This is a genomic window from Agrobacterium sp. NPDC058088, assembly GCF_042885035.1.
GTDB lineage: Bacteria > Pseudomonadota > Alphaproteobacteria > Rhizobiales > Rhizobiaceae > Agrobacterium.
Genome location: NZ_JBHVSU010000003.1, coordinates 55292 through 81129, shown reverse-complemented (window position 1 = coordinate 81129; position 25838 = coordinate 55292). Strand labels below are relative to the sequence as shown.

22 protein-coding genes are annotated in these 25838 nt (G+C 58.7%); 10 read left to right on the top strand and 12 right to left on the bottom strand.

Translation table 11 applies throughout. The features are described from left to right. Positions 1-31 precede the first annotated feature (31 nt). The 9 genes from ACFVTJ_RS10520 (at position 32) to ACFVTJ_RS10480 (ending at position 12261) form a co-directional block, all read left to right on the top strand. On the top strand, positions 32-2437 hold the full coding sequence (locus ACFVTJ_RS10520; RefSeq protein WP_386907082.1) for a molybdopterin-dependent oxidoreductase: 2406 nt from the start codon (positions 32-34) through the stop codon (positions 2435-2437). 336 nt (positions 2438-2773) lie between these two features. After that, positions 2774-4429 carry an ABC transporter substrate-binding protein gene (locus tag ACFVTJ_RS10515; protein WP_386907081.1) on the top strand — a complete coding sequence of 552 codons (1656 nt, stop codon included), beginning with the start codon at positions 2774-2776 and terminating at the stop codon, positions 4427-4429. A gap of 38 nt (positions 4430-4467) precedes the next feature. Next, a complete protein-coding gene (locus ACFVTJ_RS10510; RefSeq protein WP_386907079.1) occupies positions 4468-5478 on the top strand; it encodes an ABC transporter permease in 1011 nt (336 codons plus the stop codon). Then, a complete protein-coding gene (locus ACFVTJ_RS10505; RefSeq protein WP_386907077.1) occupies positions 5475-6320 on the top strand; it encodes an ABC transporter permease in 846 nt (281 codons plus the stop codon). The genes ACFVTJ_RS10510 and ACFVTJ_RS10505 overlap by 4 nt, the downstream gene beginning before the upstream one ends. After that, positions 6299-8017: a dipeptide ABC transporter ATP-binding protein gene (locus ACFVTJ_RS10500; protein WP_386907075.1), complete on the top strand. Its 1719-nt coding sequence runs from the start codon at positions 6299-6301 to the stop codon at positions 8015-8017. The genes ACFVTJ_RS10505 and ACFVTJ_RS10500 overlap by 22 nt, the downstream gene beginning before the upstream one ends. Then, a complete protein-coding gene (locus ACFVTJ_RS10495; RefSeq protein WP_386907074.1) occupies positions 8014-9111 on the top strand; it encodes an LLM class flavin-dependent oxidoreductase in 1098 nt (365 codons plus the stop codon). The genes ACFVTJ_RS10500 and ACFVTJ_RS10495 overlap by 4 nt, the downstream gene beginning before the upstream one ends. Positions 9112-9249: 138 nt before the next feature. Next, the gene (locus tag ACFVTJ_RS10490) at positions 9250-10353 is read left to right on the top strand and encodes an LLM class flavin-dependent oxidoreductase (protein WP_386907072.1); all 1104 of its coding nucleotides are present in this window, start codon (positions 9250-9252) and stop codon (positions 10351-10353) included. Positions 10354-10467: 114 nt separating this feature from the next. Next, positions 10468-11649: an acyl-CoA dehydrogenase family protein gene (locus tag ACFVTJ_RS10485; RefSeq protein WP_386907070.1), complete on the top strand. Its 1182-nt coding sequence runs from the start codon at positions 10468-10470 to the stop codon at positions 11647-11649. A gap of 51 nt (positions 11650-11700) precedes the next feature. After that, positions 11701-12261 (top strand): NAD(P)H-dependent oxidoreductase, encoded by a 561-nt coding sequence (locus ACFVTJ_RS10480; RefSeq protein WP_386907068.1) that lies wholly within the window; start codon positions 11701-11703, stop codon positions 12259-12261. 115 nt (positions 12262-12376) lie between these two features. Here ACFVTJ_RS10480 and ACFVTJ_RS10475 read toward each other — a convergent pair whose 3' ends face one another. From ACFVTJ_RS10475 to ACFVTJ_RS10430, 10 genes are all read right to left on the bottom strand, one after another. Next, positions 12377-13714 (bottom strand): MATE family efflux transporter, encoded by a 1338-nt coding sequence (locus ACFVTJ_RS10475; protein ID WP_386907066.1) that lies wholly within the window; start codon positions 13712-13714, stop codon positions 12377-12379. After that, the gene (locus ACFVTJ_RS10470) at positions 13715-14293 is read right to left on the bottom strand and encodes a peroxidase-related enzyme (protein ID WP_386907065.1); all 579 of its coding nucleotides are present in this window, start codon (positions 14291-14293) and stop codon (positions 13715-13717) included. A gap of 1 nt (position 14294) precedes the next feature. Further along, positions 14295-14801 carry a CMD domain-containing protein gene (locus tag ACFVTJ_RS10465; protein WP_386907063.1) on the bottom strand — a complete coding sequence of 169 codons (507 nt, stop codon included), beginning with the start codon at positions 14799-14801 and terminating at the stop codon, positions 14295-14297. Between the two features lie 7 nt (positions 14802-14808). Further along, the gene (locus ACFVTJ_RS10460; RefSeq protein ID WP_386907061.1) at positions 14809-15402 is read right to left on the bottom strand and encodes a 2-hydroxychromene-2-carboxylate isomerase; all 594 of its coding nucleotides are present in this window, start codon (positions 15400-15402) and stop codon (positions 14809-14811) included. 10 nt (positions 15403-15412) lie between these two features. Then, positions 15413-16894, bottom strand: a complete 1482-nt coding sequence (locus ACFVTJ_RS10455; protein WP_386907059.1) for an NAD(P)-binding domain-containing protein — start codon at positions 16892-16894, stop codon at positions 15413-15415. 53 nt (positions 16895-16947) lie between these two features. Beyond that, positions 16948-18018 (bottom strand): ABC transporter ATP-binding protein, encoded by a 1071-nt coding sequence (locus tag ACFVTJ_RS10450; protein ID WP_386907057.1) that lies wholly within the window; start codon positions 18016-18018, stop codon positions 16948-16950. A 3-nt stretch (positions 18019-18021) separates the two neighbouring features. Continuing rightward, complete coding sequence (locus ACFVTJ_RS10445) at positions 18022-18813, bottom strand: ABC transporter permease (RefSeq protein ID WP_386907055.1); 792 nt, start codon at positions 18811-18813, stop codon at positions 18022-18024. Positions 18814-18822: 9 nt separating this feature from the next. Then, on the bottom strand, positions 18823-19806 hold the full coding sequence (locus ACFVTJ_RS10440) for an ABC transporter permease (protein WP_386907053.1): 984 nt from the start codon (positions 19804-19806) through the stop codon (positions 18823-18825). 84 nt (positions 19807-19890) lie between these two features. After that, positions 19891-20991: an extracellular solute-binding protein gene (locus tag ACFVTJ_RS10435; protein WP_386907051.1), complete on the bottom strand. Its 1101-nt coding sequence runs from the start codon at positions 20989-20991 to the stop codon at positions 19891-19893. Positions 20992-21044: 53 nt separating this feature from the next. Then, complete coding sequence (locus tag ACFVTJ_RS10430) at positions 21045-22025, bottom strand: LysR family transcriptional regulator (protein WP_386907049.1); 981 nt, start codon at positions 22023-22025, stop codon at positions 21045-21047. Between the two features lie 387 nt (positions 22026-22412). Here ACFVTJ_RS10430 and ACFVTJ_RS10425 point away from each other — a divergent pair, with 387 nt between their 5' ends. Beyond that, positions 22413-23495: an NAD/NADP octopine/nopaline dehydrogenase family protein gene (locus tag ACFVTJ_RS10425; RefSeq protein ID WP_386907047.1), complete on the top strand. Its 1083-nt coding sequence runs from the start codon at positions 22413-22415 to the stop codon at positions 23493-23495. Between the two features lie 303 nt (positions 23496-23798). Here ACFVTJ_RS10425 and ACFVTJ_RS10420 read toward each other — a convergent pair whose 3' ends face one another. Together ACFVTJ_RS10420 and ACFVTJ_RS10415 are read right to left on the bottom strand one after the other, a co-directional pair. Then, a complete protein-coding gene (locus ACFVTJ_RS10420; RefSeq protein WP_386907045.1) occupies positions 23799-24701 on the bottom strand; it encodes a sugar phosphate isomerase/epimerase family protein in 903 nt (300 codons plus the stop codon). 94 nt (positions 24702-24795) lie between these two features. Continuing rightward, positions 24796-25716 carry a sugar ABC transporter substrate-binding protein gene (locus ACFVTJ_RS10415; protein WP_386907043.1) on the bottom strand — a complete coding sequence of 307 codons (921 nt, stop codon included), beginning with the start codon at positions 25714-25716 and terminating at the stop codon, positions 24796-24798. Between the last annotated feature and the right edge of the window lie 122 nt (positions 25717-25838).

The following is a 25838-nucleotide window of genomic DNA, read 5'->3' as shown; positions in this document are numbered from 1 at the left end:
ACCTTGCACTGCATAATCCCGAGGCGACGCGATGACTTCCTTAACGACACACAGTTCTCACTGGGGCGCGTTCTCCGGGCGTTTTGCAAAGGGGCGACTGGAAATAAAGCCGCATCCAGATGACCCGCACCCGTCGCCGCTGCTTGGCAATCTTCCAGCAGTTGCCGACAGCCCGGTTCGCGTTCGGCGGCCGGCGGTGCGGCGCGGTTGGCTGGAGCGCGAAACGGGGCATGCGCAGAGGCGCGGGACTGACGAGTATGTGGAGGTCAGCTGGGCCGAAGCGAACAAGCTGGTCGCGGATGAGTTGAGACGGGTCTACGACAGTCACGGTCCAGGCGCCGTGTTCGGCGGTTCCTACGGCTGGTCGAGTGCTGGCAGGTTTCATCATGCGCAAAGCCAGGTCCATCGCTTTTTGAATGTTCTTGGTGGCTATGTCCGGTCAGTGAACACCTATAGTTCCGGTGCGGCCATGGTCATAATCCCGCATGTCCTTGGTCCTTATGACAGCTTTGACCGCAAGAGTGTGACCTGGGATGCGATCGAACGCAGCACCGAGCTGGTTCTTGCTTTTGGCGGGATGGCGATCAAGAACGCCGATGTCCATGGTGGCGGCATCAGCAAGCACACGGTCCGGCAAAAACTTTCCGGCGCCAAAGAGCGCGGTGCACATTTCACATTCGTCAGCCCGTTGGCGGACGATTTTCCGAGCAATTTGAATGCCGAATGGCTTCCCATCACTCCCGGCACTGATGTGGCGATGATGCTGGGGCTTGCTTACGTGCTCGTTACAGAAAGACTGCACGACCGGATATTCCTGGACAGATATACGGTCGGATACGATCGGTTCGAGGATTATGTTCTGGGCGAGCAAGATGGTCAGCGAAAAAGCCCGGAATGGGCGGGGGCGATCTGCAATATCCCAGCGGAGACGATCCGCGAGCTGGCGCGGAAGATGGCCTGCTCCAGGACACTGATCACGGTCAGCCATTCGCTGCAGCGCGCCGACTTCGGGGAACAGCCGGTATGGATGGGTATTGTGCTTGCAGCCATGCTCGGCCAGATCGGGCTGGATGGCGGAGGATTTTCCTATTCGCTCGGCGCCCTTGGTAATATCGGCAATAACCTTCTGGCCGTTCCTTTGCCAACATTGCAACAATTCAAAAATCCCGTGCCTGACTATATCCCCTGCGCCCGCATCGCCGACATGCTGCTCAACCCCGGTGCCGAGTTTCATTATAATGGGAACGCGCTGCGTTACCCCGACATCCGGCTGGTCTACTGGGCAGGCGGCAATCCGTTTCATCATCACCAGGATATCAACAGGCTGCGAACCGCTTTCCGCCGACCCGAAACGATCATCGTCCACGAGTCGGCCTGGACCTCGACCGCCCGGCACGCCGACATTGTTCTGCCGGCCACGACCACGCTTGAACGCGACGATATCGGCGCCGCCGATCGTGATCCGCTGATGATCGCCATGAAGCGCCTGATCGACCCTGTCGGCGAAGCACGCGACGATTATGAAATATTTGCCGGCATTGCGCGGGAGCTCGGCAAGTTCGATGCCTTCACCGAAAACCGCAGCAGCATAGAATGGCTCGCCTTCCTCTATGAGACGACCCGAAAAGCGCTTGCGGAAGGCGGCCATGAAGCGCCAGATTTTGAAACCTTCTGGGAACGCGGGGAGCTAATCCTCCCGGTGAAACCCGACGACGGTGGCCCGGCGCGCACGTTCCTCCAGGACCCGGTCCGGAAGCCTCTGCCGACGCCATCGGGAAAAATCGAGATATTTTCCGAAACCGTGGAGAGCTTCGGTTATGATGATTGCAAAGGTCATCCGCGGTGGTTTCCTGCCAGAGCGGAAACGTCTAATGACGAACGTAACCACCCCTTGCATCTAGTCTGCAATCAGCCGTATCAGCGTCTGCACAGCCAGCTGGACTACGGTGACTTCAGCCGCTCGACCAAGATCAAAGATCGAGAACCTGTGCGTATCAATCCGGCCGACGCTTTAGCCCGAGGAATATCGAACGGAGACGTCGTCAGGCTCTTTAATGCGCGCGGCAGCTGCCTTGCCGGCGCTATCGTGAGCGACGCCGTCATGGCGGGCGTGATGCAGCTTGCAACGGGCGCCTGGTTCGAACCGGCGGATGCGGCCACCGAAAACGCCGTCTGCGTCCATGGAAATCCCAACATCCTGACACGCGATATCGGCACATCGAAATTGTCGCAGGGTTCGACGGGCCAGATCGCGAGGGTGGAGATCGAGCGCTTCACTGGCGATTTGCCGCCGGTCAAAGTTTTCGAAGCGATGAGATTTGTGACGCGCAACACTGCAACAAAGCCATCGGGCCACCACCAATCTACTGCGTTCAACGGCAATTCAAGTGCGTCTGAAACACCAATCCAAACTGTCGGCGAAATGGCGATAAAATAATTCACTAAATCCATAGAAAAAGAATAACCAGTCTTTCTCCCTCGCGCCTGACTGCTAGTTTATGGGCAAGATAAACACCGCAACGAGGGATCGCGTCATGACTGGAATATGTAGAAGCGGGCGCGCTCCTCAGCCACGCGGACTCACAGCAGCCGCTCGCTAGCCTCGCGACGCCCAACCCGACCACCAGATGAACTCAAGCATTTTCCTGCACGGCTGAAAGGCCGGCGCGGTACCGATTTGTCATGCGTTACGCCAGTGACGGCAGCAGCATGCACACCGCGAGGAGATGCCGAAATTGCAACGAAAAAACTTTGGAATTTTCAGGATCATACCATGACAAAACGTCTTTTCTCATCCTCTCTCTCGCGTCGCCGGCTGCTTCTTACGGCCTCGCTCGCAGTTTCCACCTCGCTGTTTTTCTCGACAGCTGCACCTCTAACCGCCGTGGCCGCAGACACGCCAAATGATGGCGGTGACATCACGTTTCTGATCGATTCACTGGGTGACACATGGATCCCCAATAACAGCGCGATCTCCAGTTTTCAGGGCCACATATGGGGTCATGTTACGGATAAGCTGCTTTACGTCGATGCCGAAGGCAAGGTCAGCCCGTGGATTGCCGAACGTTGGGAGCAGAACGACACCGCGACGGAGTTCACCCTCCACCTCAAAAGCGGCGTGACTTTCTCCGATGGCGAACCGCTGGATGCGAAGGCCGTCGTTGCCAATCTCGACATCTGGTATGCCGGCCGCAAGAACGAGGGCATCAACCCGATCGGCCTCTTCCCCAAGACCTATGATCACGCCGAAGCGGTTGATGCGACGACGGTCAAGGTTTTCTTCAAGAAGCCGACCCTCGGGTTCATTCCAACGCTTGGCTACCACGGTTCCATCCTGATCTCCCCCAAAACAATTGCCCAGCCTGCCGGCCAGCAAGCGGACCTCAGCAAGACCGCCGGTAGCGGACCCTATGTGGTGGAGTCCTGGAAAGAGGGCGACCATGTCACCCTCGTCAAGCGCAAGGATTATAATTGGGGTCCGGCCGCGGTCGGCCACACCGGACCCGCCTATCTCGATACCATCACCTACAAGCTTGTATCGGAGCCATCCCTCCGCGTCGCCTCCGTTCAGTCCGGTCAGGCGGATGTCGCTTACAACGCCTCGCCCCAGGAACTAAAATCGTTGAAGGAAGAAGGCTTTACCGTTGCCACGCCGCGTTATCTCGGCTTCGTCAACGGCTGGGCCGTCAACACCAAGCTTCAGCCTTATGATGACGTGAAAGTCCGCCAGGCACTTCAGGCCGGCATCAACCGCCAGGAAATCATCGACACCGTCTATACGCAGGACTGGAAGCTGGCGACATCCTTCATCCAGAGCAACGTTCCAGGTGCTACGGATCACAGCGATCTCCTCGCCTATAACCCCGACAAAGCGGAAAAACTTCTGGACAAGGCCGGATGGGTCAAAGGCGCGGACGGAATTCGGGTGAAGGACGGCAAGCCGCTGGAATTGACGATCCATTCCAACCCCTATCTTGCGACCTCGAAGTCCGTCGATGAGCTGATTGCCCAGCAGCTTGGCAAAATCGGATGGAAGGTCAACATCAGGACTTATGATGTCGTGACCTATGGCGAGAAGGTCAAATTCGGTGGCGCCGCGGTTCCCACATATGAAGTCACGCGCAGCTTCATCGATGCCGGCACGGTCGCCAGTATCCTGACCAATGCCAATAATGGCGAGAACTGGTTTGCGCTGGACGAGCGTGATGCAAAGCTCAACGACCTGCGCGACAAGATTGCTGGCGCAGGTTCGGTCGAGGACAGAAAGCCTCTTCTGGACGGCCTGCAAAAATACGTGCTGGAACAGGGTTACTTCATCCCGCGCACGCAAATCGTTCAGCGCATCTATGTGCAATCGCCGAAGCTGAAGGGCGAAGTCTACAACGGTGTCGCCTACGCCAGCTATTACACCGCGTTCATTGCCGAATGACGCCAGCACCCACCGAGTAACGTCAAGGAGGTGACGGCATGAGCAATGCCTACCTAACCTACGCCGCAAAGCGGCTCGGCCAGGCGATCGTCGTCATCCTTCTGGCCTATGTCTTCACTTTCGTGGTCGTCAGCGTCTTGCCTGGCGACCCGATCACCAGCGTTCTGCGCAACCCGCAGAACGGCTTTACCGAGCAGGAGATTGCCGAAATCATTGCTGCGCAGGGGCTGGACAGGCCGGTCATCGTGCAACTCTGGCACTCCCTGTCGGCATTCCTGACGGGCGATCTCGGCATCTCCATGCGCTCCAACCGACCCGTCTCGACGCTTATCGCCGAGGTGCTGCCATCGACGCTGGTTTTGGCCACCGCCGGACTCACGGTCGCGTTGATCCTAGCCTTTGCGGTTGCCTATGGCACGCAGGTCGTGCCGAAACGGTATGGGCAGGGGCTTCTGAGGGCCTTCCCTTCGCTGTTCCTGTCGACACCGAATTTCGTTATCGGCCTGTTTCTGATCCACCTTTTCGGTTTTCAGCTCAGGCTGTTCCGGGTCATCGAACCCGACAGTTTCTGGGCAACGCTGTTCGCTGCGATCACCATCGGCATACCGTTTTCCGCACAGATCGCGGAAGTCCTGATTGCCAATCTCGATCATGAGGCCGAGCAGGATTACGCAGCGGTTGCCCGTAGCCGCGGCATCGGGCCGAGACGGCTTTTCGCAACACATCTTCTCAAGCCCGCCTCATTGCCTGTGGTGACGGTTATCGCCCTGACGGTTGGCGAGCTTTTGGGCAACTCGCTGATCACGGAAACGGTATTCGGCCGAACCGGTATCGGCAGTCTCGTCCAGCGTTCCGTCAGTACGCAGGACCTTCCGGTCTTGCAAGCCATCGTCTCGCTGGGGGCCGTGGTGTTCGTCGTCGTCAACCTCATCGCCGATCTTCTCTATCCGCTGCTCGATCCACGGGTGAAAATTATCGTTGGCCGAAAACGCCGCCTCTCGACCATCGATGACACGTCGCTTGGCTTTGAAACGGGGGCCAAACCATGAGCCTTATTTCCAGCCCGGTTTCCGTCAGCGACCCGTTGGAGCGACTGAAAGCTCTCAACATCACCCTGACGGTCGCCCTCTCCCTGCTTGTCATCGCAATCGTCATCGCTTGGTCGATTGCGCCGCAGTTGTTCACAAGTCTCAGCCCGGTCAATGGTGTCCCCGCCAACAAGCTCCTTGCGCCCAGTGCTGCCCACTGGTTCGGAACGGACCATCTGGGGCGCGATCTCTACACCCGCGTCGTATATGGCACCGCGTCCTCGGTATCGAGCGCGCTCGTCGCCGTCGTCATTGGCGTGTTGATCGGCGGGGTGATCGGTCTTCTCGCTGGATTTTTCGGCGGTTGGGTGGATATCGTCTTTGCGCGTTTTGTCGACGTGCTGCTGTCCATCCCGAAGTTCCTGCTGGCCGTCATCATCGTCACGGCGATCGGCTTCGAGACGATCAACGCCGCGATTGCGACAGGCATATCGGCGATCGCCTTCTTCGCCCGCGTGGCGCGTTCGGAGGTCATAAAGACGCGCCAGGCGACTTTTGTGGAGGCGTCGTTTCTCGCAGGTGGCTCACGCGGCTACATCGTGCTGAGACATGTGCTTCCAAACGCATCCCGCTCAATGCTGCCGCTTGCCGTCCTGCAATTCGGCGAGTCCATCCTTGTGATCGCCAGCCTCGCCTTCCTCGGCTACGGCGATCCTCCGCCTTCTTCAGACTGGGGCCTGCTGATTTCGATCGGCAAGGACTACCTCAAATGGCCCTGGCTCGTTTATGCGCCCGCGTTCGTTACGATCGTGACCGTCCTCTCTGTCAACAGGATCAGCCGATGGCTTCGCAAATCGCACTGAAAACAGCGCCAATCCGTCCCGAGATCGTCGCAGCGTCTCCACAGCGCGCCATACCCCTTCTCGGAGTTGAAAATCTTACCGTCTCCTACGGGCGGCAGGAAGTCGTGCATGGTGTCGGCTTCGAACTCGGGCGTGGTGAAAGCCTTGCGCTGATCGGAGAGTCCGGTTCGGGAAAATCAACCATTGCGAAGGCTGTGCTGCGGCTTTTGCCCACCGGCGCAAACGCCACCGGTCGGGTCGTTTTCGACAGGCAGGACATTATGGCATTGCCGGAACGGCGCTTCAGGCCGTATCGCGGTCGCGAGATCGGTTTCGTGCCGCAGGATCCCGGCAACTCCCTCAACCCTGTGAGAACAATCGGCGCACAAGCGCTGGAGGCGGCAGCGCTGACGGAAGAGGTCAATCCGGCGATCCGCAAGGCACTTATCCTCGAAACCTTCGCCAAGGTCGGTCTCGACAATCCGCAGCGGGTCTACGATTCCTATCCGCATCAACTCTCGGGCGGAATGCTGCAGCGCGTGCTGATCGCTCTGGCGATATTGCCGCGTCCTGCCCTGCTGGTGGCCGACGAGCCGACCTCGGCGCTCGATGTCACGATCCAGAAACGTATCCTCGACCTCCTGTCCCGCCTTCGCGATGAGCTGAACATCAGCCTACTTCTCATTACCCATGATCTCGCGATAGCAGCAGAGCGGGCAGATAAGCTCGTCGTGCTGAAAAACGGTGTCGTGCAAGAGGCCGGCAAAACATCCGCCGTTTTTTCCTCCCCCTCTTCTCCCTATGCGAAAAAGCTCCATGGGGACGTGCCTGCACTCAATCCGGACCGCTACGCGACGTTTCGCGATCCGGGGTTCCGCCTCCTCAAGGGAGATAATGCACCGAAGATCAGCGTGGAGGGTGTCACCAAACGTTTCACAGTGGATGGCAAAACCCTGACGGCGGTGGACGATATTTCATTTACGGTTCCGGCAGGCACGACCCATGCTCTCGTCGGCGAGTCCGGCTCCGGCAAGACAACGACGATCCGCCTGCTGCTAGGGCTCGAAGAACCGGAGAGCGGTACGATCACGGTTGCCGATGAGACCGTCACGAGCCAGAGCAGGGCTTTGCTGCGGTCCGTCTGGCGGCATCTTCAACTGGTCTACCAGAACCCGTTCACCTCACTCGACCCGACCTGGAAGGTGGGGCAGCTTATTCGTGAACCGCTCGACCGGTTCAAAATCGGCACGCCAAAAGAGCGGTCCGAACGGGTACGGGAAGCCCTCGCCAATGTCGGTTTGAGCGAGCAACTGCTGGAGCGCAAGCCATCGGCTCTCTCCGGCGGGCAGCGTCAGCGTGTGGCGATCGCCCGCTCGCTCGTTCTGAAGCCGGACGTGATCGTGTTGGACGAACCCACATCCGCTCTCGATGTCAGCGTTCAGGCGGACATCGTCGAGGTTCTGTTGTCACTGCAGGCGAAGCTCGGCCTGACCTATGTCTTCGTTTCGCATGACCTTGCCCTGGTCCGGCAGCTTGCACACAGCGTTTCCGTTATGCAGCGGGGACGCATTGTGGAGCATGGGGCCGTTACCGAAATCTTCGACAATCCGCAACACGACTATACCGCGTCGCTGCTGAACTCGATCCCGTCGGGCATCGCCGGGAAGGTTCACGCTCCCGCTGTCCAGCGCGCTCCACGAAAGGAGCAACACGCATGAATATTGCGGCACCTTCCGGCGATCTTCCCCTCCTGTTTCGACCGAAGCAGCGACTGGGCTTCAATACGCGGGTATCGTTCAACGACGACGACGGTCCGGCGAAAGGACTGCGGCAGGGCATTGAACTGTTCAGGCAGGCGGAAAAGCTGGGATATCAATCGGGCTGGGCCTATCAGCGTCACTTCGATCATTATCTTTCTTCCCCGTTACCCTTCTTTGCGGCAGTCGGCCAGCATACGAGGCACATCACGCTTGGCTCCGCCGTCATTCCGATGCGTTATCAAGATCCCATTCTCCTTGCGGAAGCGGCAGGAACGACAGACCTGTTGATAGACGGCCGGCTTGAGCTGGCGATTTCGACCGGGGCCAACGGCGCGTTTGACGCCGTGTTCGGAACGGTCGATACCGATGCGCGAACGGAGGCAAAACGCCGTCAGTCGCGCTTCCTCGCGGCTATTGCAGGAGATGTTCTGCACAAGGTTACGGAGCGGGACCAAGGGGCACCTTTAGGAGCCGAATTGCGGGTTACACCGCACAGCCCCACCTTGCGCAGCCGCATCCGACAGGGCTCAGCCAGCATCGATTCAGCAATCCAGGCCGCCGAGCTCGGTATCGGGCTGATTTCGGGAACCGTCCTTCACGATCACGCCGAAGGTGAGACATTCGGACAATATCAGGCGCGGATCATCGATGCTTATCGCACCCACTGGCTCCGCCTCTGGAAAACGACGCCGCCGCCGGTCGCCGTTGCCGCTTCCGTTCTGGTCGGCACAACCCCGGAATTGCGTGAGAAATATGCCGCCTACGACCTTGAGCGTCGCACGGTGGGTATTGCCGCCTCACGCCCCAAGGGAGCGCTGGCTCCTGCTGGCCAGCCCGTCGGAGCCCAGATTTCTCCGGTCTTTCAAGGCACACCGGACGAAGTCATCGAGAGCGTATTGAGCGACCCGGGATTGGCGGCCTCAGATGAACTCGTTCTGTTTCTGCCACCCGCTTTCGGGCTGTCCGAAAATCTACGATTGCTCTCCGATCTGGCAACGACGGTCGCTCCATCTCTGGGGTGGACGCCCGCTCCGGATCACGAAAAGCCGTAACAGATGACAATCCAAGGTCTCAGAGCCTAAGTCGGGCAATATTTTCTACATTTTCCATAGAAATAGAAAGACCTGTCTTCCTCATGTGCCGTCGCGGCTTTAGCTTTCACCCATATTCAGAAACACCAAGGAGCTCCCATGGCTGCGGAATTCATCAGCGTCAGCTTTCCCAACGAGTCCAATGATCTAAACCCCATCCCGGATGCTCCGGTCGATCCGCTGTTTCTGGAGCGTTATGCACGTGCATTGGACGACTACGGATTCAACTATACGCTCATTCCCTATTCCTCTTCTTCGTTCGATCCGTTCACGCTGGGCGCAACGGTGCTTGCGCATACGAAGAACATCAAGATCATCGTCGCGCTCAGGCCCAACACTGTTTACCCGACGGTAGCGGCCAAATCGCTTGCAACGCTCGATCAGTTGAGTGGCGGACGCGTCGTCGTTCACTTCATCGCCGGCGGAAGCGATGAGGAGCAGGCGCGTGAGGGCGATTTCCTCAACAAGGAAGAGCGTTACGAACGCCAGGAAGAATATATCCGCATTCTCCGCCTCGCCTGGACGTCGAAAGAACCCTTCGATTTCGACGGAAAATATTACCAGTTCAAGCAGTTCCGCAGCGCCGTGCGTCCCACCAACGGGCTGATCCCGATTTCGCTCGGTGGTTCGTCGGATGCCGCCTATCGTATCGGCGGGTCGCTGTGCGACATTTTCGGCCTGTGGGGAGAACCGCTGGCAGAAACCAAGCAGCAGATTGACCGTATCTATGCCGAAGCCGCAAAAGCTGGCCGGACCGATCGCCCGCGCATCTGGGTCACCTTCCGGCCGATCGTTGCCGAAACGGATGAATTGGCCTGGGAAAAGGCCCACAGGGTTCTCGACCGACTGAACGAAAACCGCCAGAAGGGTCTTTCCCGCGCACCGGTCAATGCGACGCCGCCCGCCAATATCGGCTCCCAGCGCCTGCTCGACATTGCCAAGCGCGGCGATGTTCACGACCGCGCACTCTGGTATCCGACAGTTACCGCGACCAATGCCAGCGGCGCGACAACCGCTTTGGTCGGGTCACCGCGGACGATCGCTGACTCCATTCTCGATTATATCGATCTTGGCGCTGATCTGATTTCGATCCGCGGATACGATAACTACAATGATGCTGTCGACTACGGGCGATATATCCTGCCCCTCGTCCGCGAAGGCATTCGTGAACGCGAAGAAGCAAAGAAGAAGGCTGCCGCCTGATCGCGGCAGTCCGGTCAGGTCATTGGACCTGTCCAGCTCTTCCCCCAAGACCAGGATCATCCAGGCCCGCATTGGGTGATCCCGCATCCCGACCTTCAGAAAGCCATTGTCCGCATGTCCTATGATCCCACCGCCCTTGACGCAGCCGTGCGCGTCGTTTCCGAAGCCGCACCGGTTGCGGATCAGACCGGTCAATTTCCCTGGGCCGGTATCCGTGCCGTTCATCAGGCTGGGCTTCTTGAGAGCACCGTGGCGACGCGTTACGGCGGTTCGGGTGGCACCTTGAACACCGCAGCCCATATTCTGGCGGCGCTTGGACGCGGTGATCCTTCTGTGGCGCTCATCAGCGCGATGACGATCTTCACGCATCTGGGACAAGCGGCAAAAGACCACTGGCCGGACGGTCTCTACAGGGACCTTCTTTCAACGGCCAAAAACCAACCGCTTCTGCTGAACGCCGCGCGTGTGGAGCCCGAACTGGGCTCGCCGGCACGCGGCGGATTACCGGCCACACGGGCACACCGCACCGCAAATGGCTGGTCGATCACCGGGCGCAAACGCTTCGTAACGGGTGCCCATGGCCTCACCCACTTTCTCGTCTGGGCGCATACCGATGAGGTTCAGCCGCGGGTCGGCACCTTCGTCGTCCCCAACGGTCTGCCGGGCATCGAGATTATCGAGAACTGGAAAAGCCTCGGCATGCGGGCGACCGGTTCGCACGACGTCGAATATACCGAGGTTGAAATCCCGGCAGAAAATGTGCTGGAGCTGGTTGATCCCTCGGTCGCCCAGCAGGATAATCGCGGCCATGCGGCAATGACGCTTGCCCTCACCGCCATCTATCTGGGCGCGGCGGAGGCCGCCCAAGAAGCGTTCATCCGCTTCGCGCATGAGCGCGTGCCGGCTAATCTTGGCCGTCCGATTGCGCAGACGGACCGTTTCGTCGAGCTCTCGGGTGAGATCGACCTTCTGGTTTCCGGCGCCCGCCAGATCATCTTTGGCACGCTCGCAAACCATATTGGCGATGCCGAACACCTGATAAGGGCCCGCCTTCTCGCCGGAAGGCAGATCCGCGACGCTGTCCAGCTGGCGGTCCGAGGCATCGGCAACCCCGGCCTCAACGCCGATCTCGGCCTGGAGCGGCATTTTCGCGATATCCAGTCGGTTCTCGTCCATGCCCCTCAGGAAGATACGTCCGTCGCCATTCTGGGACGCGCCGCCTTTGAGCGTTGGAAAACCGGCGAGAATGACCGGTCGGCACACCCAGGCGGCCTGTCAATTCTGAAGACAGCTTAAGGTGCGATGGCGCAAAACGCCTTTCCTCAAGACCACTCGAAAGAACGCCCAATGAGCAATAATCTGATCGTCGGTTTCTCCGGCAACACATCGCGCCCATCCAGCACGAAGCGTTTTGTCGAAAGTGTCAGCGAAGGGCTGGCCGGGCAACTGGGCCTGAAGCACCGGGTTTTCGACATCGAGGATCTCGGGGCATCGTTGAGCTCGGCACGGTCCGTTGCTGATCTCGATGGCGATGCAAGGCAGATTGTTCAGACGATCATCAATGCCGAGGCTCTGGTGATCGGCTCACCGACCTACAAGGGGAGCTATACAGGGCTCTTTAAACACGTCATCGATCTTCTCGACCCCGCGGACCTCAGAGGTAAACCGATCATCCTGACGGCAACCGGCGGCGGAGACCGGCATTCGCTTGTGGTGGAACACCAGCTCAGGCCGCTATTTGCATTTTTCGAAGCCTTCGTGACACCAACCGCGATCTACACTTCCGGCCGGGATTTCGTAGAAGGTGAGCTTTCACCGACCATAAACGCGCGGATAAATCAGGCAGTCGCAGAGGCTGCCTTGCTTGTAAAAGCACGTTATCAGAACGCAACAATCGCTGCGGAATAACTGGATTATGTGCGGGGATAGCACAAACCGAGCCCGCTGACTTCAGTGACTTCATTCAAAGCCGCTCGCCATTTCTCCAACGGCTGACCGCCCAGGGCAATTCGTCGTCATATCTTTACCGGAACGTTGCCGCCGCAAGTCTCGGAAGCATAAGCCGAAAGGCGATGCTTCGAGCGCCCTGGAACAACAGCAGGGAAATCCATAGGCCATCGTTGCCATAAAGAGGCTGCAGGACCGCCCAGGCGGCGAAATAGATGATCAGAGACGCCACCATAAGGTTGCGCATTTGTCGCGACCATGTGGATCCGATATAGACGCCGTCCATCTGGAAGGCGATGATGCCGACGACAGGCAAAACCACCACGTAGATCAGATAACCGTCAGCCATTCTCGCAACGGCATCGGTAGGCGCCGTCAGCGCGATGACCCAATCCCCGCCAGCCAGGAATGCCAAGGAAACCAGCGCCGCGAAAATGACGCCCCAGAGCGTCGTCAATTTGATCGTGCGATCGAAGGCGGGTCGATAACGTGCGCCGACGGCGCGGCCGGCAAGCTGTTCTGCCGCTGTAGCGACACCATCGAGGAAGGCGACGCCGAAGAAATAGAACCGCAAGAGAATGGTGTTGGCGGCAAGCACCTCGATCCCGAGAAAGCCGCTCTGGCGCGTAAAAAAGGACAGGCCGATCAGCAATGCGAATGAGCGGATCATCATGTCGCCGTTGACCGCAAAGGATCGCCTGATCGCCGGTATATCAGGAAGCTGCCAGGAGGAGCGATCGGTCTTGGCCAGGATCAAAGCTGCGCCTGCCAAAGCGGTCACGGCTTCTGCAACCAGCGTGGCGATCGCGACACCTTCCACGCCCCAGCCGAGCCCTATGACCCAGTGAACGCTGAGGGCGGCATTCAGGCCATTCAGCAGCGTCTGAAGGATCATGCTCCACATGGCCTCACCGCGGCCAATAAGCCAGCCGAAGGCGACAAAGTTGAACAGAACAAAGGGGGCCGACCAGATCCGCCAGTGGAAGTAGGTCGTGGCGGCTTCGGCGACAACCCCATCTGCGCCCATGACGCTCATGCCAAGCGCGCCGATCGGGCCCTGGAGCAGCAGCAACAACAGACCGGCCACCAGTGCGATGATAAGGCCGCTCAGCAACATGCGCTGTTCCGCCACCCGGTCGCCCGCGCCCATCGCCTGCGCCGTAAAGCCGGTCGTGGCGCCGCGCAGAAAATTGAAGGTCACGAAGATGACGTCGAAGATAACCGAGGCCAGCGCGACACCGCCCACCAGTGCCTCGTTTCGCATATGCGCGATGACACCCGTCGCCACCAGACCGACTAGCGGCGTCGACAGATACGCGATCATCATCGGTATCGCGATTTTGAGGACATCGCGGTGCGCGACGCTGAACGGGCGGACAGCTGCCTCGGTCGCGGTAATTGCCGTTGCGTTCACTTATTCTTTCCGATGTGGTTCACCCAACGTATGCATCAGCCGGTTCGCCCAGCCGAAGATGGCGATGGAATGGATGAGGTCGAGAATTTCAAGATCATCCAGGCCGATTTCCCGCAAGTGATAAAATTGGTAGACCCCCACATTGTCTGGATGGGCGGTCAGATCGACACCGAAATTGAACAGCGCCTGCTCGAAATCCGGAAGGTCCGCATCCAGCCCGTTCTTGTATATCTCGTCAACGACCTCGGGCCGTTTCTCCAGCTGGATATAGCGGTTGGCGTGAACCGCGGCGCAATAGATGCAGTGATTGACGAAGGATGCCGCCAGCGCGCCGATCTCGCGCCCACCGCGTGATAATCCGTTTTCACTATACATGATATCATTGAAGAGCGGGGTGCGCTCGTTCAGCGCCTCCGCCTCATTGGCGAGCACCAGGACATAGGCCGATACCTTGGTATTGGAAGGGGTGACCTTCAGGGCCGACAATTGCTCGGGCGTCGCCGTCGTGAGATCGACAGGCTTGACGTAGGGATGCCAGTCAAGCGCATCGAGGGTGAATTCATGGACGGGCTGTGACATATCAATTGTCCCTCATCATCTTGAGGCCGGCGACGACCAGCACCTGATAATTCACATAGGCAATAAGGCCGGCGAGCGTGACGATATCGCGGTCGTCGAGACCAACGGCGTAGAGTTTTTCAATGTTTTCCCGGGTCGCGTTCTTCGGCGTAAGGGTCACGAGATCAACGTGGTTTAGAATGGCTTGCAAACGGGGATCCGCGTGCTGAAGGACCGACGACGGATCGGCGACTGATGCGTAGTCGGAGCCTGCCTCCTCCTCGGCAAGCCGCTCAATGTAGTGCGCATGGAGTTCTTTCGCCTTCCACAAAGCGGACATACGCGCGGCAAGTGCCGCCCGCAGGGCGTAGGAAAAGTTGCGTGGCTCTGCTGGCCTCAACGCCGCAAGATAGCTGGTCTGCGTCAGGTGTTTGAGGTTAGAGCGCCGCTCGCGGAGTTTCAGCAGATCGGAGCTTTCATCAAGGCCGAGGACGCGGTCGATCACGTCTTCTGGAGGTGTGGCTGTCATTGTTTTTTCAATCCTCGGAAAGAGCGTCATCCAGAAAGGTCAGGCGGTCCTGCCCCCAATAGAGCGTGTCGCGATAAACCCAGGTGGGGGTTCCAAAGACACCACGCGACTGCGCTTCGGCGTGGCTGTCATGCCAGGCCGCCATGATCTCGGGCGTGTCTTCGAGCGCACGCAGCGCACGACCATCAAGACCCAGGCTGTTTGCCACGGCAATGCGAACGTCCGGATCGGTCACGTCCTTCTCCTCCGCCCATAGGGCTCGCAGAAGCGCATGACTGAGTTCCAGTGCAGGCAAACCCTGCCTGTCGGCCGCAATCACCATGCGCGCGGAAAACTCGTTGTTGGTCGGATAATATCTGGGCTTCAGCACCAACGGCATGCCCAGACGTTTGCGCCAGCGGTCCAGTTCGACGGCGTGGTAGTCCTGCCGCGGCTGAGGTCTGGAACGAAGCGGAACACCACCGTTTTCGGTGACGATACGGGTGGGGCGGACGACGACATCAAGATCGTATTTTTCGATCAGCGCCTTGAACTGTGGCCAGCCCAGATAGGCCCAGGGCGAACTGAGCGCGTGGTAATAATAAACCGTTTTTCTGCTCATCACTTTAGCCTCAGGCTGTCTTCTGCATGGAAGGGCCGGCATCCGCATCGGTCCATTCGGACCCATCGAGTTCAGGCTTTTCGTAAGCCTTCAGCGCTTCCCAGTGATGATCGATGTCGGCGATGAACAGCGAAGCGGCGATACCTCGCGCGAGCCAGAGCGCACCTTCGCTGATGGCCGGAATATCGCCGCTGACTTTGCCCAGACTGACCGATGAACCGTAATTGAAACAATGGATGTGCTCCAGCCAAGGGGCGGCACCCGGCTCTTTCTCGGTGAAGGAGAAGTCGTCTTGCAGCCAGGGAAACCTGCCAAGACCGGGGTTTTCCTCACCTGCTGGCGGTGTGTAGCGGTCCTCCCAGCAGGCGATCTGCCCATTGAACATTTCGAGCTCGGGACGACTGACGGGGTCGATTGAGAATCCCGTTCCCAAAATCACGAAATCGGTCCGAAAGACGCGACCGTTGATTGTCGTGATCACAACCTCGCCACCCTCTTCCTTCATCGATTGGATACCGCAGTCGAAATGGAAATAGGCGTTGGGATGTCGGCTCACCCTCAGCGTCGAGTTGTGCGGGGCGGGGGTCTGCTGCTTGACGGAATAATCCATGAGACGCCAGCGCCACTCAGGGTCAATTTTGGCGAAGCCGGCGGTGACGCCGTAGGATCCGATGCCCATCAACTTGTTGATGGTCGGCATTGTCTTGCGTCTGGCAAGGAGACGCACCTCACCGGCCCCCTGCTCCAGCGCTTCGGCGGCATTGTCCACGGCGGACGCCCCTACCCCGATGACAACGACGCGTTTCCCTTTCAGACGCTGAAAATCAATCATGTCGGCGGAATGCGCCCAGCTGACGTGGCGCTGCATGCCCTTCACAAAGTCCGGGATCGTCGGTTCTCCAAGGCCATCGCGCCCCGTTGCCATTACCAGTTTCCGGGTGACGATCGGGGCAGCCTTCCCACCCTCGATCTCCAGCTCCAGAAGCCCATCGGGCCGTGGGACGACGCGGGTGACGTGGATATTGTTTTCAACCGGGATTTCCATCACCTGCCGGTACCAGCCCAGATATTCCATCCACATGGGGCGCGGAATGCGGAAGAGTTCTTCCCAGGCCTCTTCGCCAAAGCGGGCGGTGAACCAAGCCCTGAAGGTGAGCGACGCCATGCCGAGGGCGGGTCCAAGCAGGTTCTTGGGCGAGCGCAGGGTTTCCATGCGCGCGTAAGTCACCCAGGGCCCCTCCTCGCCTTTTGCCGCCCGGTCCACAATCCGGATATTGGCGATCCCTGCCCGTGTCAGGGCATGCCAGGCAACGAGGCCGCACATGCCGCCGCCGATGATCACGACGTCACTGGCGCGCTGGCCCTCTGAGGTCGAGACCGGTTTCGACCAGTTTGCTGCGGGATAGTTGAGGTAGGACAGATCCTGCCTCACCCGGGCGTTGAGCGCAGCTAGTCTCTGCTGCTCGGTCCGGTCTTGATGTTCCAATGTCATCAGGTGATCTCCTGAAATATATTGTTGCCCATCGGCACCGACGGGCATGAGGATTAATCGGCCAGCACCACGGCATCGCGATCACGCCAGCCGACCCAGACTGTCTCGCCTTCGAGATGCGAGAGCGCCACCGGATCGAGTTGGGCCGACAGGAGGGCGCCGTTATCCAGACGGACAGTCAACGTCGTGTGCGCGCCCTTGAACACACGCCGCTCGATCTGGCCCTTGAGGGCAAAACGATCACTCGGCTGCTCGGGCAGACAGAACAGAGCCTCCGGACGCAGCGCAATCGTAACGTGGCTGCCAATGGCGTGATGGTGGCCGTTAAGATCGGCCCGGATCAAGCTGCCCTGCCAGTCGACCGTAGCGACCCCGCCCTCGGCAGAGACTAATCGGCCTTCGAGAAAATTGCTCTGACCAATGAAGTCGGCGACGAAGCGGCTGCGGGGGCGCGCATAGAGATCATCAGGCGCTCCCATCTGCTCGATCCGCCCCTTGTTCATCACCACCACGACATCAGACATGGTCAGCGCCTCTTCCTGGTCATGGGTGACGAAGATGAAGGTTTTGCCGGTCGTCTGCTGGATCGACTTCAACTCGATCTGCATCTCATGACGCAGCTTGGCGTCGAGCGCCGATAGCGGCTCGTCGAGCAACAAGACGTTCGGGTCCGGCGCCAGCGCCCGCATGAGAGCCACGCGCTGGCGCTGACCACCTGACAATTGTTCAGGCATGCGCCCTGCAAAATCCTGCAGCTTGACGAGACCGAGGAGTTCCATGACCCGGCGGTGGATGGACGCCGAATCCAGCCCCTTCAGTTCAAGTCCGAAAGCAATGTTGCGCTGGACTGACAGGTGCGGAAACAGGGCATAGTCCTGAAAGACGATATTGACGTTTCGCCTGTTGGGCGGCAGATGCGAGATCGGCTGCCCGTCGAGATAGATCTCGCCGGAAGATGGCGTTTCAAACCCGCCCAGCATTCTCAGCGTCGTGGATTTGCCGCAACCGGAGGGGCCAAGCAGAGTAACGAATTGGCCCGGCGCGACCGCCAGGTCCAGATCGTCGACAGCAAGAGAAGCGCCGTACGACTTGTTGACGTTTTTAAAATGAACAACCGGCTGCATAACTCAGCTCCTCGAACGGCGGGTGAAGTGCTCGGCATAAAGGCCGATGGCGGCGGTGACGATGAGGACGATGGTCGCCATCGCATTGATCTCGGGTGACATGCCGCCCTGGACCTTGGCGAAGATGAGCATCGGTAGCGTCGGCTTGTATCCGCCCAGGAAGAAGGTGCGCACGAAATCGTCGATACTGGTCAGGACGCAGAAGATCATGCCGCCGATCAGCGCCGGCAGGATGTAGGGGACCGTGACGCGCATGAAGGCGATAAAAGCGTCCGCCCCTAGGTCTCTTGCAGCATCGACGAGATTGGCAGGCATGGAACGAAGGCGCGTCAGCACCATGATCACGACAAACGGCACCGCGTGTACAGTGTGGGACAGAATGATGGCGAAGGTGCCCGTGGGAATATCGACCATCCGGATGAATATCCGCATCGAGATGGCGTTGATGAGACCGGGAACGACGGCAGGCAGACAGGCGAGCGCAAAGAGAATAGCCTTGCCGCGGATGCCTTCGGCTGAAATCAGCAGGGCAATCCACACACCGATGACGGTCGCACCAATCGTGGTAGCAAGCGCAATGCCGGCCGAATACACCGACGCTTCTATGAACTGCTTGTCCTGCAGCACTTTGCCGTACCAGTCCAGGGTCCAGTTACTGATCGGAAAGGCGATGAAGTTTGCATCCTTGAAGCTCATTGCCATCATCAGGGCCAGCGGCAAAAGCAGATAGATAACGAAAATGGCGTAACAGGCACCAAGTGCCGTCTTCGGAAGGTCATTTAACGGGGACCGCATCGTTATCTCCTACATCAGCCGGACAGAGCGACCGCCAACGACGCGCATGAAGAGACCAACCGTTGTCAGCGATACGGCGAGCATCAGCATGGCGAAGGCAGCGCCTTCAGGCCATTTGTCGTTGGAGGAGTGGAAGAGTGTTGCGATCACCTCCGGAAAGATGACGGCGTTCGGGCCACCGAGCAGCAGGGGAGCCGCGAAGACACCGACGGCCGTTAGGTAAACCAGGCTGCAGCCGGACACGATACCGTCTTTCGACAGCGGCAGGATAACACGACGAAAGCGTTGGAAAGGACTTGCGCCAAGATCGGCAGCGGCATGCACCAGCTGTACCGGGATCTTTTCTATGGCCGAATAGAGCGGGAGCAGCATGTAGAGCGCCAGGAGGTAGATGACGCCGAAGCTCAGCGAAAAGGACGTGTAAAGCATCGGGATAGGCCGATCGATGAGGCCGATCTCGCGCAACAGAACGTTGACGGCTCCGCGATTGGCCAGCAGCATGATGACCGAAAAGGTACGGATCAGTTCTCCGGCCCAGAACGGGATGAGCAGGAGCAGCAGCGCGCGCATACGCTGCTTCGGCTGGAGCACCTTCGCCACGTAATAGGCAACCGGATAAACGATCACCAGGGTCGACACGGTAACGACGGCCGCAAATACGAGGCTGCGTATGAAGGGCAGCACGTAAATCGAATCCGAGAAGAACAAAGCATAGTTGGCGAGGGTATAGCGCGTGGTCTCGTTCGGTTGAGGCGGATAGTTGTCCGTGAAACTGATATTGGCCATTTGCAGGATCGGCCCGACATGCAGGACGAAAAGCCATATCACGGGTATACCGGCAAGGAGTGCGAGGCGCGCATGGCGACTGTCTGCCAGCCGGCCTATGGTGGTTCGGTAAAGGGCTGAGCCTGTCACCTTGCCAATCCATCCGGAATAAGGCGCCGGGGCTGGCGCGCTTTCCTCTCGGAGTTCAGTCATTGTCGTGTTCACCATGATCGTTCCCAGCTCTGGACAAGCTTTTTATTGGGGTCTGCGAACCCGGTGCAGGCCGGGTTCGCGTCGCATCGCAGCGGTAACTCAGGCAGCCTTGATTTCGGCAGCTGCCTTGTCGATCATCGCGTTCTTCATCGCCCGGTTGACCGAGCTGAAGAACTTGATGCGCTCCATCTGGTCCTGTGGAAGCGCCATGGCGGCCCGTTCGCGGTCGTTGAGCAGCTTGTCGACGCCATCAAAGGCCGAGGCAAAGCCGGACTGGCGAACCATGGCAGCACCGATTTCCGGTGAGGCGAGAATGGCGTCCAGGAAGGCATAGGCAGCGTCCGCATTCGGACCGTTCTTCACAACGTTGAAGGAGTAGAGGAACCCGTAGGTGCCTTCCTTCGGAACCGACAGTTCGATGGGGTGACCGTCCATGATCAGCTTGGACGTCGGACCGGACCAGGCCTGCGCGACGTAGATGTCCTCGTTCAGGAACATTTGCTGAACCTCGGAGCCCGCATCGTAATATTTGCGAACCTTGTCCTTTTGGCTGATCAGGAAGTCGCGCGCCTTGTTGGTTGCTTCCTGGGCAACGGCTTCCTTGCCTTCATAGGCGACATAATCGCCGTCATTGCCTTGATACAGCATGGTCAGAGAGAGGAAGTCCGAAATGATGTAGGACGTCAGTCCCTTGTATTCCTCGTCGAACATCATGCCCCAGCTGTCGGAAGGCTTGGTGTACTCCGTGTTGCGGGCCAGACCTTCAAAGCCCGCCAGAAGCGGAACGCCGTAGGTGGAGCCGTTGATGGTGAGCTGTGGTGCGCCTTTGTAGGCTGCCGCCAGCTTGTCCCAATTCTTCAGTCGGCTGGTATCAAGCGGCGAAAGGAGGTTGGAGCCGATGAACTGGGAGAGCCGGTGGCCGGTTACCGTCACGATATCGGTCGACGGCGTGGCGCCTTCGGCCGTCAGAATGTTATACTGCTTGCCCTGATCGTCCGTCAGACGGATGCGGATCTCGATCCCCGTGTCCTTCTGAAACTGGTCGATGAAAGACTGCGGCACGAACTTGTCGTAGGTCGTGATGTTGACGACCTTTCCCTGCGCGTGGGCGGAGCGCATCAGGCCAGGCGCCGCCAGGATGCCGGAGCCGGCGGCGAGCAGTTTGAGGGTGGAACGGCGGGTCGCTTTAAACTCATTCATGGCACTCTCCTTTGTTGTTTCTTGGTTGGGGTCGACGGGGCAAAAAATTCTGATCAGGGAGCGTCCCCTTCGACGGTTCCCCCATAGGTGACGTCAGCCACACGCCCTGAGGCGCGCGGATCGTGGGCGATGAAATCCGGCATGCGGGCTGAGGCGACACGGATAATCAGCTGAATCAACTCCTGGGCGGTGGCCGACAACGGGCGTGCTGTTGCCGAGAAAATTCCCCAGAGAAACGGAATGTCGACGTCGAGCGGTCGCACAGTCACGCCCGCAGTCAAGGGACCGTAAGCGGTAGCCGGTTCAACGATCGCAATTCCCATGCCGGTCGACGCGACTTGTACCGCACTCATCGCCGCGCTCGTGGCGATGATCCGCCGTGCGCGGACATTTGCCTCTTGCAGCGCCTTGTCGACGCGGCGGCGCAGACGGAATGGGTTTGCAAGCGTAATGATCGTCTGGTCGGCAAGTTCGCTAATAGAAACGACATCCTTGGCCGCCAGCGGATCGTTGACGGACAAGACCGCTGCACAGCGGCCCTGGAAATAGCCATGCGCCTCGAGACCCGGTTGCTCTGCCGGAAGCGACGTCACACAGAAATCCGCAGTCCGTCCCAGCACCGCCTGGACCGCAGCCTCGGCCGGCATGCTTCTTAAAAAAACCGTATGCGGCAGAAGAGCTTCGGGTAACTCCGCGAGAGCGAGCGGCACCATTCCGGTTGCAAAAGCAGGGGTCGCCGCGATCTCGACCGGCTCAGGCTCCTTGAGACTGATGCGTTGGGCACGGTTGCGCAGATGCTCGATGCCGCTGATGAAGCGCTCCGCTTCGGCGTGGAAAGCCACCCCCTTGTCACTCGGCGTAATACGCGGGCCATTGCGATCGAACAGCGGAAATCCGAGCGATGTCTCAAGATCTTGAATGAGGCGCGTCACCTGAGATTGCGAACGGTCAAGGAGGCGCGCAGCACCGGTAATGCTGCCTGCGGACATTACCGCCAGAAACGCCTCGAGCTCGCGTATCTCCATCGCTATCATGCATCCTTTGCATTATGACAAATTTAATGTGCATTAAACGCATGATATCTGCTAGTGACAAAAGAGAATTTTTCGTTCGAGGGGGAGAAGATGAAAAAGATGGCTCGCTGACTTCGAACTGTGCAGAAAATTAAGCCTCAGGGCGCGGCTTTTGCTCATGCAGCACATGCATTTACTCGAAGGAGCCAAGACTTGCTGAGGGTGTAGGCAGGCGCGCTGATAAATGAGGCAGGAGAACCGAGAACGCGGTTTCCGGCGTGCCAGAAAAAATGATGCATTTGCGCAACGATCGGCGGGCAATGTACAGAACCGGTTTGTGTCCTGCGCGAAAGATAGAGACCAGAGGGTGGCGCCACGCCTACTCCTACAACCGAAAGGATAGATGACATGCGGATAGCCATTCTCGGTGCGGGTTCGATTGCTTATGGCATGGCGGCTTTTCTCGCCGAAGCGGGACATCGCCCGTCACTGTGGTCGCCCTCCGGGCGCAGTGCTACGCCCTTGTCGGAAGGCAAACCGCTCATCGCTACCGGCGCGTTGGACTTCGTCGGTCCAGTCGACGTCGCGGCAACCTGCGAGGCCGCTGTTGCGGATGCAGATGCGGTCATCATTGCAATGCCCGCCAACGGTCATCGTGCCGCTATCGACGCGGCACTGCCGCATTTGCGGCAGGGACTCCCCGTCATCATCAGCTCTCATAGCTCCTTTGGAGCGCTTTATCTGTCCAAGAGGTTGGCCGAACGCAACCTCCATTTGCCGATCATCGCCTGGGGGACGACGCTTCTGACGGCGCGCCGCCAACCGGACGGGCGCAGCGTCGTTGTCAACACCATCCGCCAGAAGGTGGACTTTGCCACCCTGCCGAAGTCGGCAGCCGCTGAGGGTCATAGCCTGTGCACTGAACTCTTCGGTGATCGTTTCGTCGAACGCGACGGTTTGCTCGCCATCGCGCTCTCAAACCTCAATCCGCAAAATCATCTCGGCATCGCATTGCTCAATCTGACACGGATGGAAAAGGCGGAGAGCTGGGGACAGGGCGAACATGTCACACCGGCGGTCGGGCAGTTGATCGAAGCGCTCGACGCCGAGCGACTGTCAATCGCCGAGAGCTTTGGCCTTGGGGTAAAGACGGTCCGAGAGCACTTTTCTCTCTCCTTTCATGTACCTCTCGCCTCTGTGTCGGAAATGAACCAGCAGATGCATCGTGAGGGACGAGGCGGGATGGGACCTTCCTCCATCGACAGCCGCTATATCTTCGAGGATGTGCCCTTCGGTCTTTTACCAACCGTCCTTCTAGGCCGCATCGTCAATCGTCCTGCCATCCTGCACGAAGCCGGTATTCGCATCTTCACCGCATCGGTCGCGCGCAATCTGGAAGCGGACAATGATCTGCTGCCGGAGCTTTCGCTTGATCATCTCGCTCCGAGGGAGCTGCGGGAGCTTTGCGAAAACGGATTTTCGCCGGCGTAAGTAGCGCCTTCTCCCCAGCCGGGACCGGGATCATCTGAGCCCCATCACGCGGTCGAGAATACGTGCAAGCGCTTCGGTATCAATGTCGCTATCGACGCGGATACCGCGGCCACGTGCAAGTTCGATCGCAAAATGCGCGCGCCTTACCATTTCCTGCCGCTCATTTAGCTGGCTTCGGAACGATCATTGAGCTTTGCTCGACTGTTCAAGCAGGTCACAGCTTTCCAACCGGGCTGCAGGGTCGCTCCGTTGACCTATTTTGCTTTGGCTTTGGTTAGGGATGCGCCTGAACCATATCCAAAATCATTTTGGCCAGTATTTTTCGATGTAGCGGTTCATCTCCGACAGCATGAATTTGCCGGAGTGATCAGCTTTATCCTCCCAGGCGAAGACGCAGGCCGTCATGATCCCGTCGAAACCGATCTCGGCCAGCGTGCCAAAGAAGTCGTCCCAAGGCACCTCGCCCTGACCGATATTGAGATGCTGATGCACACGAGCCTGGGTGCCGGGCGGGTTCAGGATATAGCGCAGGCCGGAGCTTGCCTTGTGATTGAAGGTGTCGCCGACATGCACATGAGCGAGAACGTCCTTTGCCTCTCGCAGCATCGCCTTGGTATCATCGCCGAAGTAGAATGTGTGCGGGGCGCAGTAGAGGAACTTCACATTCTTCGAGTTCACAGTTCTGATGATATCCAGGGCTGGCTGCAGCGTCTCGCACCAGTCTTCAGGATGAGGCTCGATGTTAAGCTGGATGTTTTCACGTTCGAAGACTGGAACCAGCTCTTCCATCGACCGCCACCAGGCATCCTCGCAGGCTTCGATCATCGATCCGGTGTGGCAGCAATAGCAGCTTCCCTTGTCGGGATGCGGTCCACGACCGAACTCGGAGTTCATCGTGTCGATTTCCATTTCGACGGCAATTTCGATGGCACGCTTCCAGTGCTTCACCGCGGCCTGGCGCTCCGTCTCATCATTTGAGGCCCAACGATACATTGGGAGAAGCGACGCGATTTTGACGTTCTCGGCCGCCAGCGCCTTTTTGAACTCCTTCATGCGCTGTGGAAACACGCGCGGCGCCTTGAACCACTCGAGGAAATCGGCACGCGGGCTCATCTCGATCCAGTCGTAGCCAAGCTCGCGCACCTTGCGCGGTAATTCCTCAAGGCTCAGGTGACGATGCATGAACGGGTCTATTGCGATACGCATTTCTGCCTCCGGACTAATATGTGTTGATGTTGCGCGGGCTGACGCGCTCTTGGCGGTTGCGGGCCACAGAGGGCGGCCCGCAACCAGAGGCTGGCTACTTCGCGTAAGCGGCCATGTTGTCAGGGGTGACGAGTTCGAAGGGAACCCAGAGTGTCTTTGCGACGGTTTTACCGTTGGAAAGATCGATTGCGGCCTGCACCGCAACCTCACCCTGTTTCGTTGCATTCTGGAAAACCGTGACGTCGAGCTCACCGGCCTTCATGGCAGCAAGGCCGTCGGGGGTGGCGTCGATGCCGGCTATCACCACGTCCTTCATGTTAGCACCGGATGCCTTGAGAGCCTGGATCGCGCCAATGGCCATCTCGTCATTATTGGCAACCACCGCATCAAAGGTGATGCCAGCGGTCATCCAGGAAGACACCAAGTCCTGTGCCTGGGTTCTATTCCAGTTGGCCGTCTGCTTTTCCAGGATTTCGATCTTGCAGTCAGGACGCGAGAAAACGGTTTCCACGTCCTTCGTGCGCACCAGAGCGGCATGGTTTTCCAGCGGCCCCATCAGCACGACAGCCTTGCCTTTTCCACCAAGCAGCTTGCAAACCGCTTCGGCTTCCATCGTGCCGGAATCAAGCTCGTTGGAACCGACGAAGGCGGTCTTTTCGGGCATTCCGGTGTCGAGTTCGGCAGGGGGATGGTTCACATAAATCAAAGGGATGTTTGCATCTGCCGCGGTCTTTGTGATCGCCGCCGTCGAGTCCCCATCGACGGGATTGACGATGATGGCTTCCACGCCGTTTGCTACGAAATTTTGCACCTGATTAAGCTGCTTTGCGGGGTCGAGCTGCGCATCCTCGGCGATCAGGTCAACGCCTTTCTTTTTGGCATCCTCTCTCATCCCATGCAGCAAGATGGTGAGAAAGGGATTATCGAAAGATGTCATGGTCACAGCAATGCGTGTTTCGGCAAATGCGGGGACGGCGAGCAAACTGAAGACTGTAGCAAGCAATAGTTTTTTCATGGGGTTCCTCCTCAAGCTTTCTTGACGCGCTTTTTCTCGCGATTAGGCGATCGATACGCCGATATTCTCGACGTGAGCTGTTCCAGCCGTAAGGTCCGCCAACAAGGCTGCCGTAAGCAATT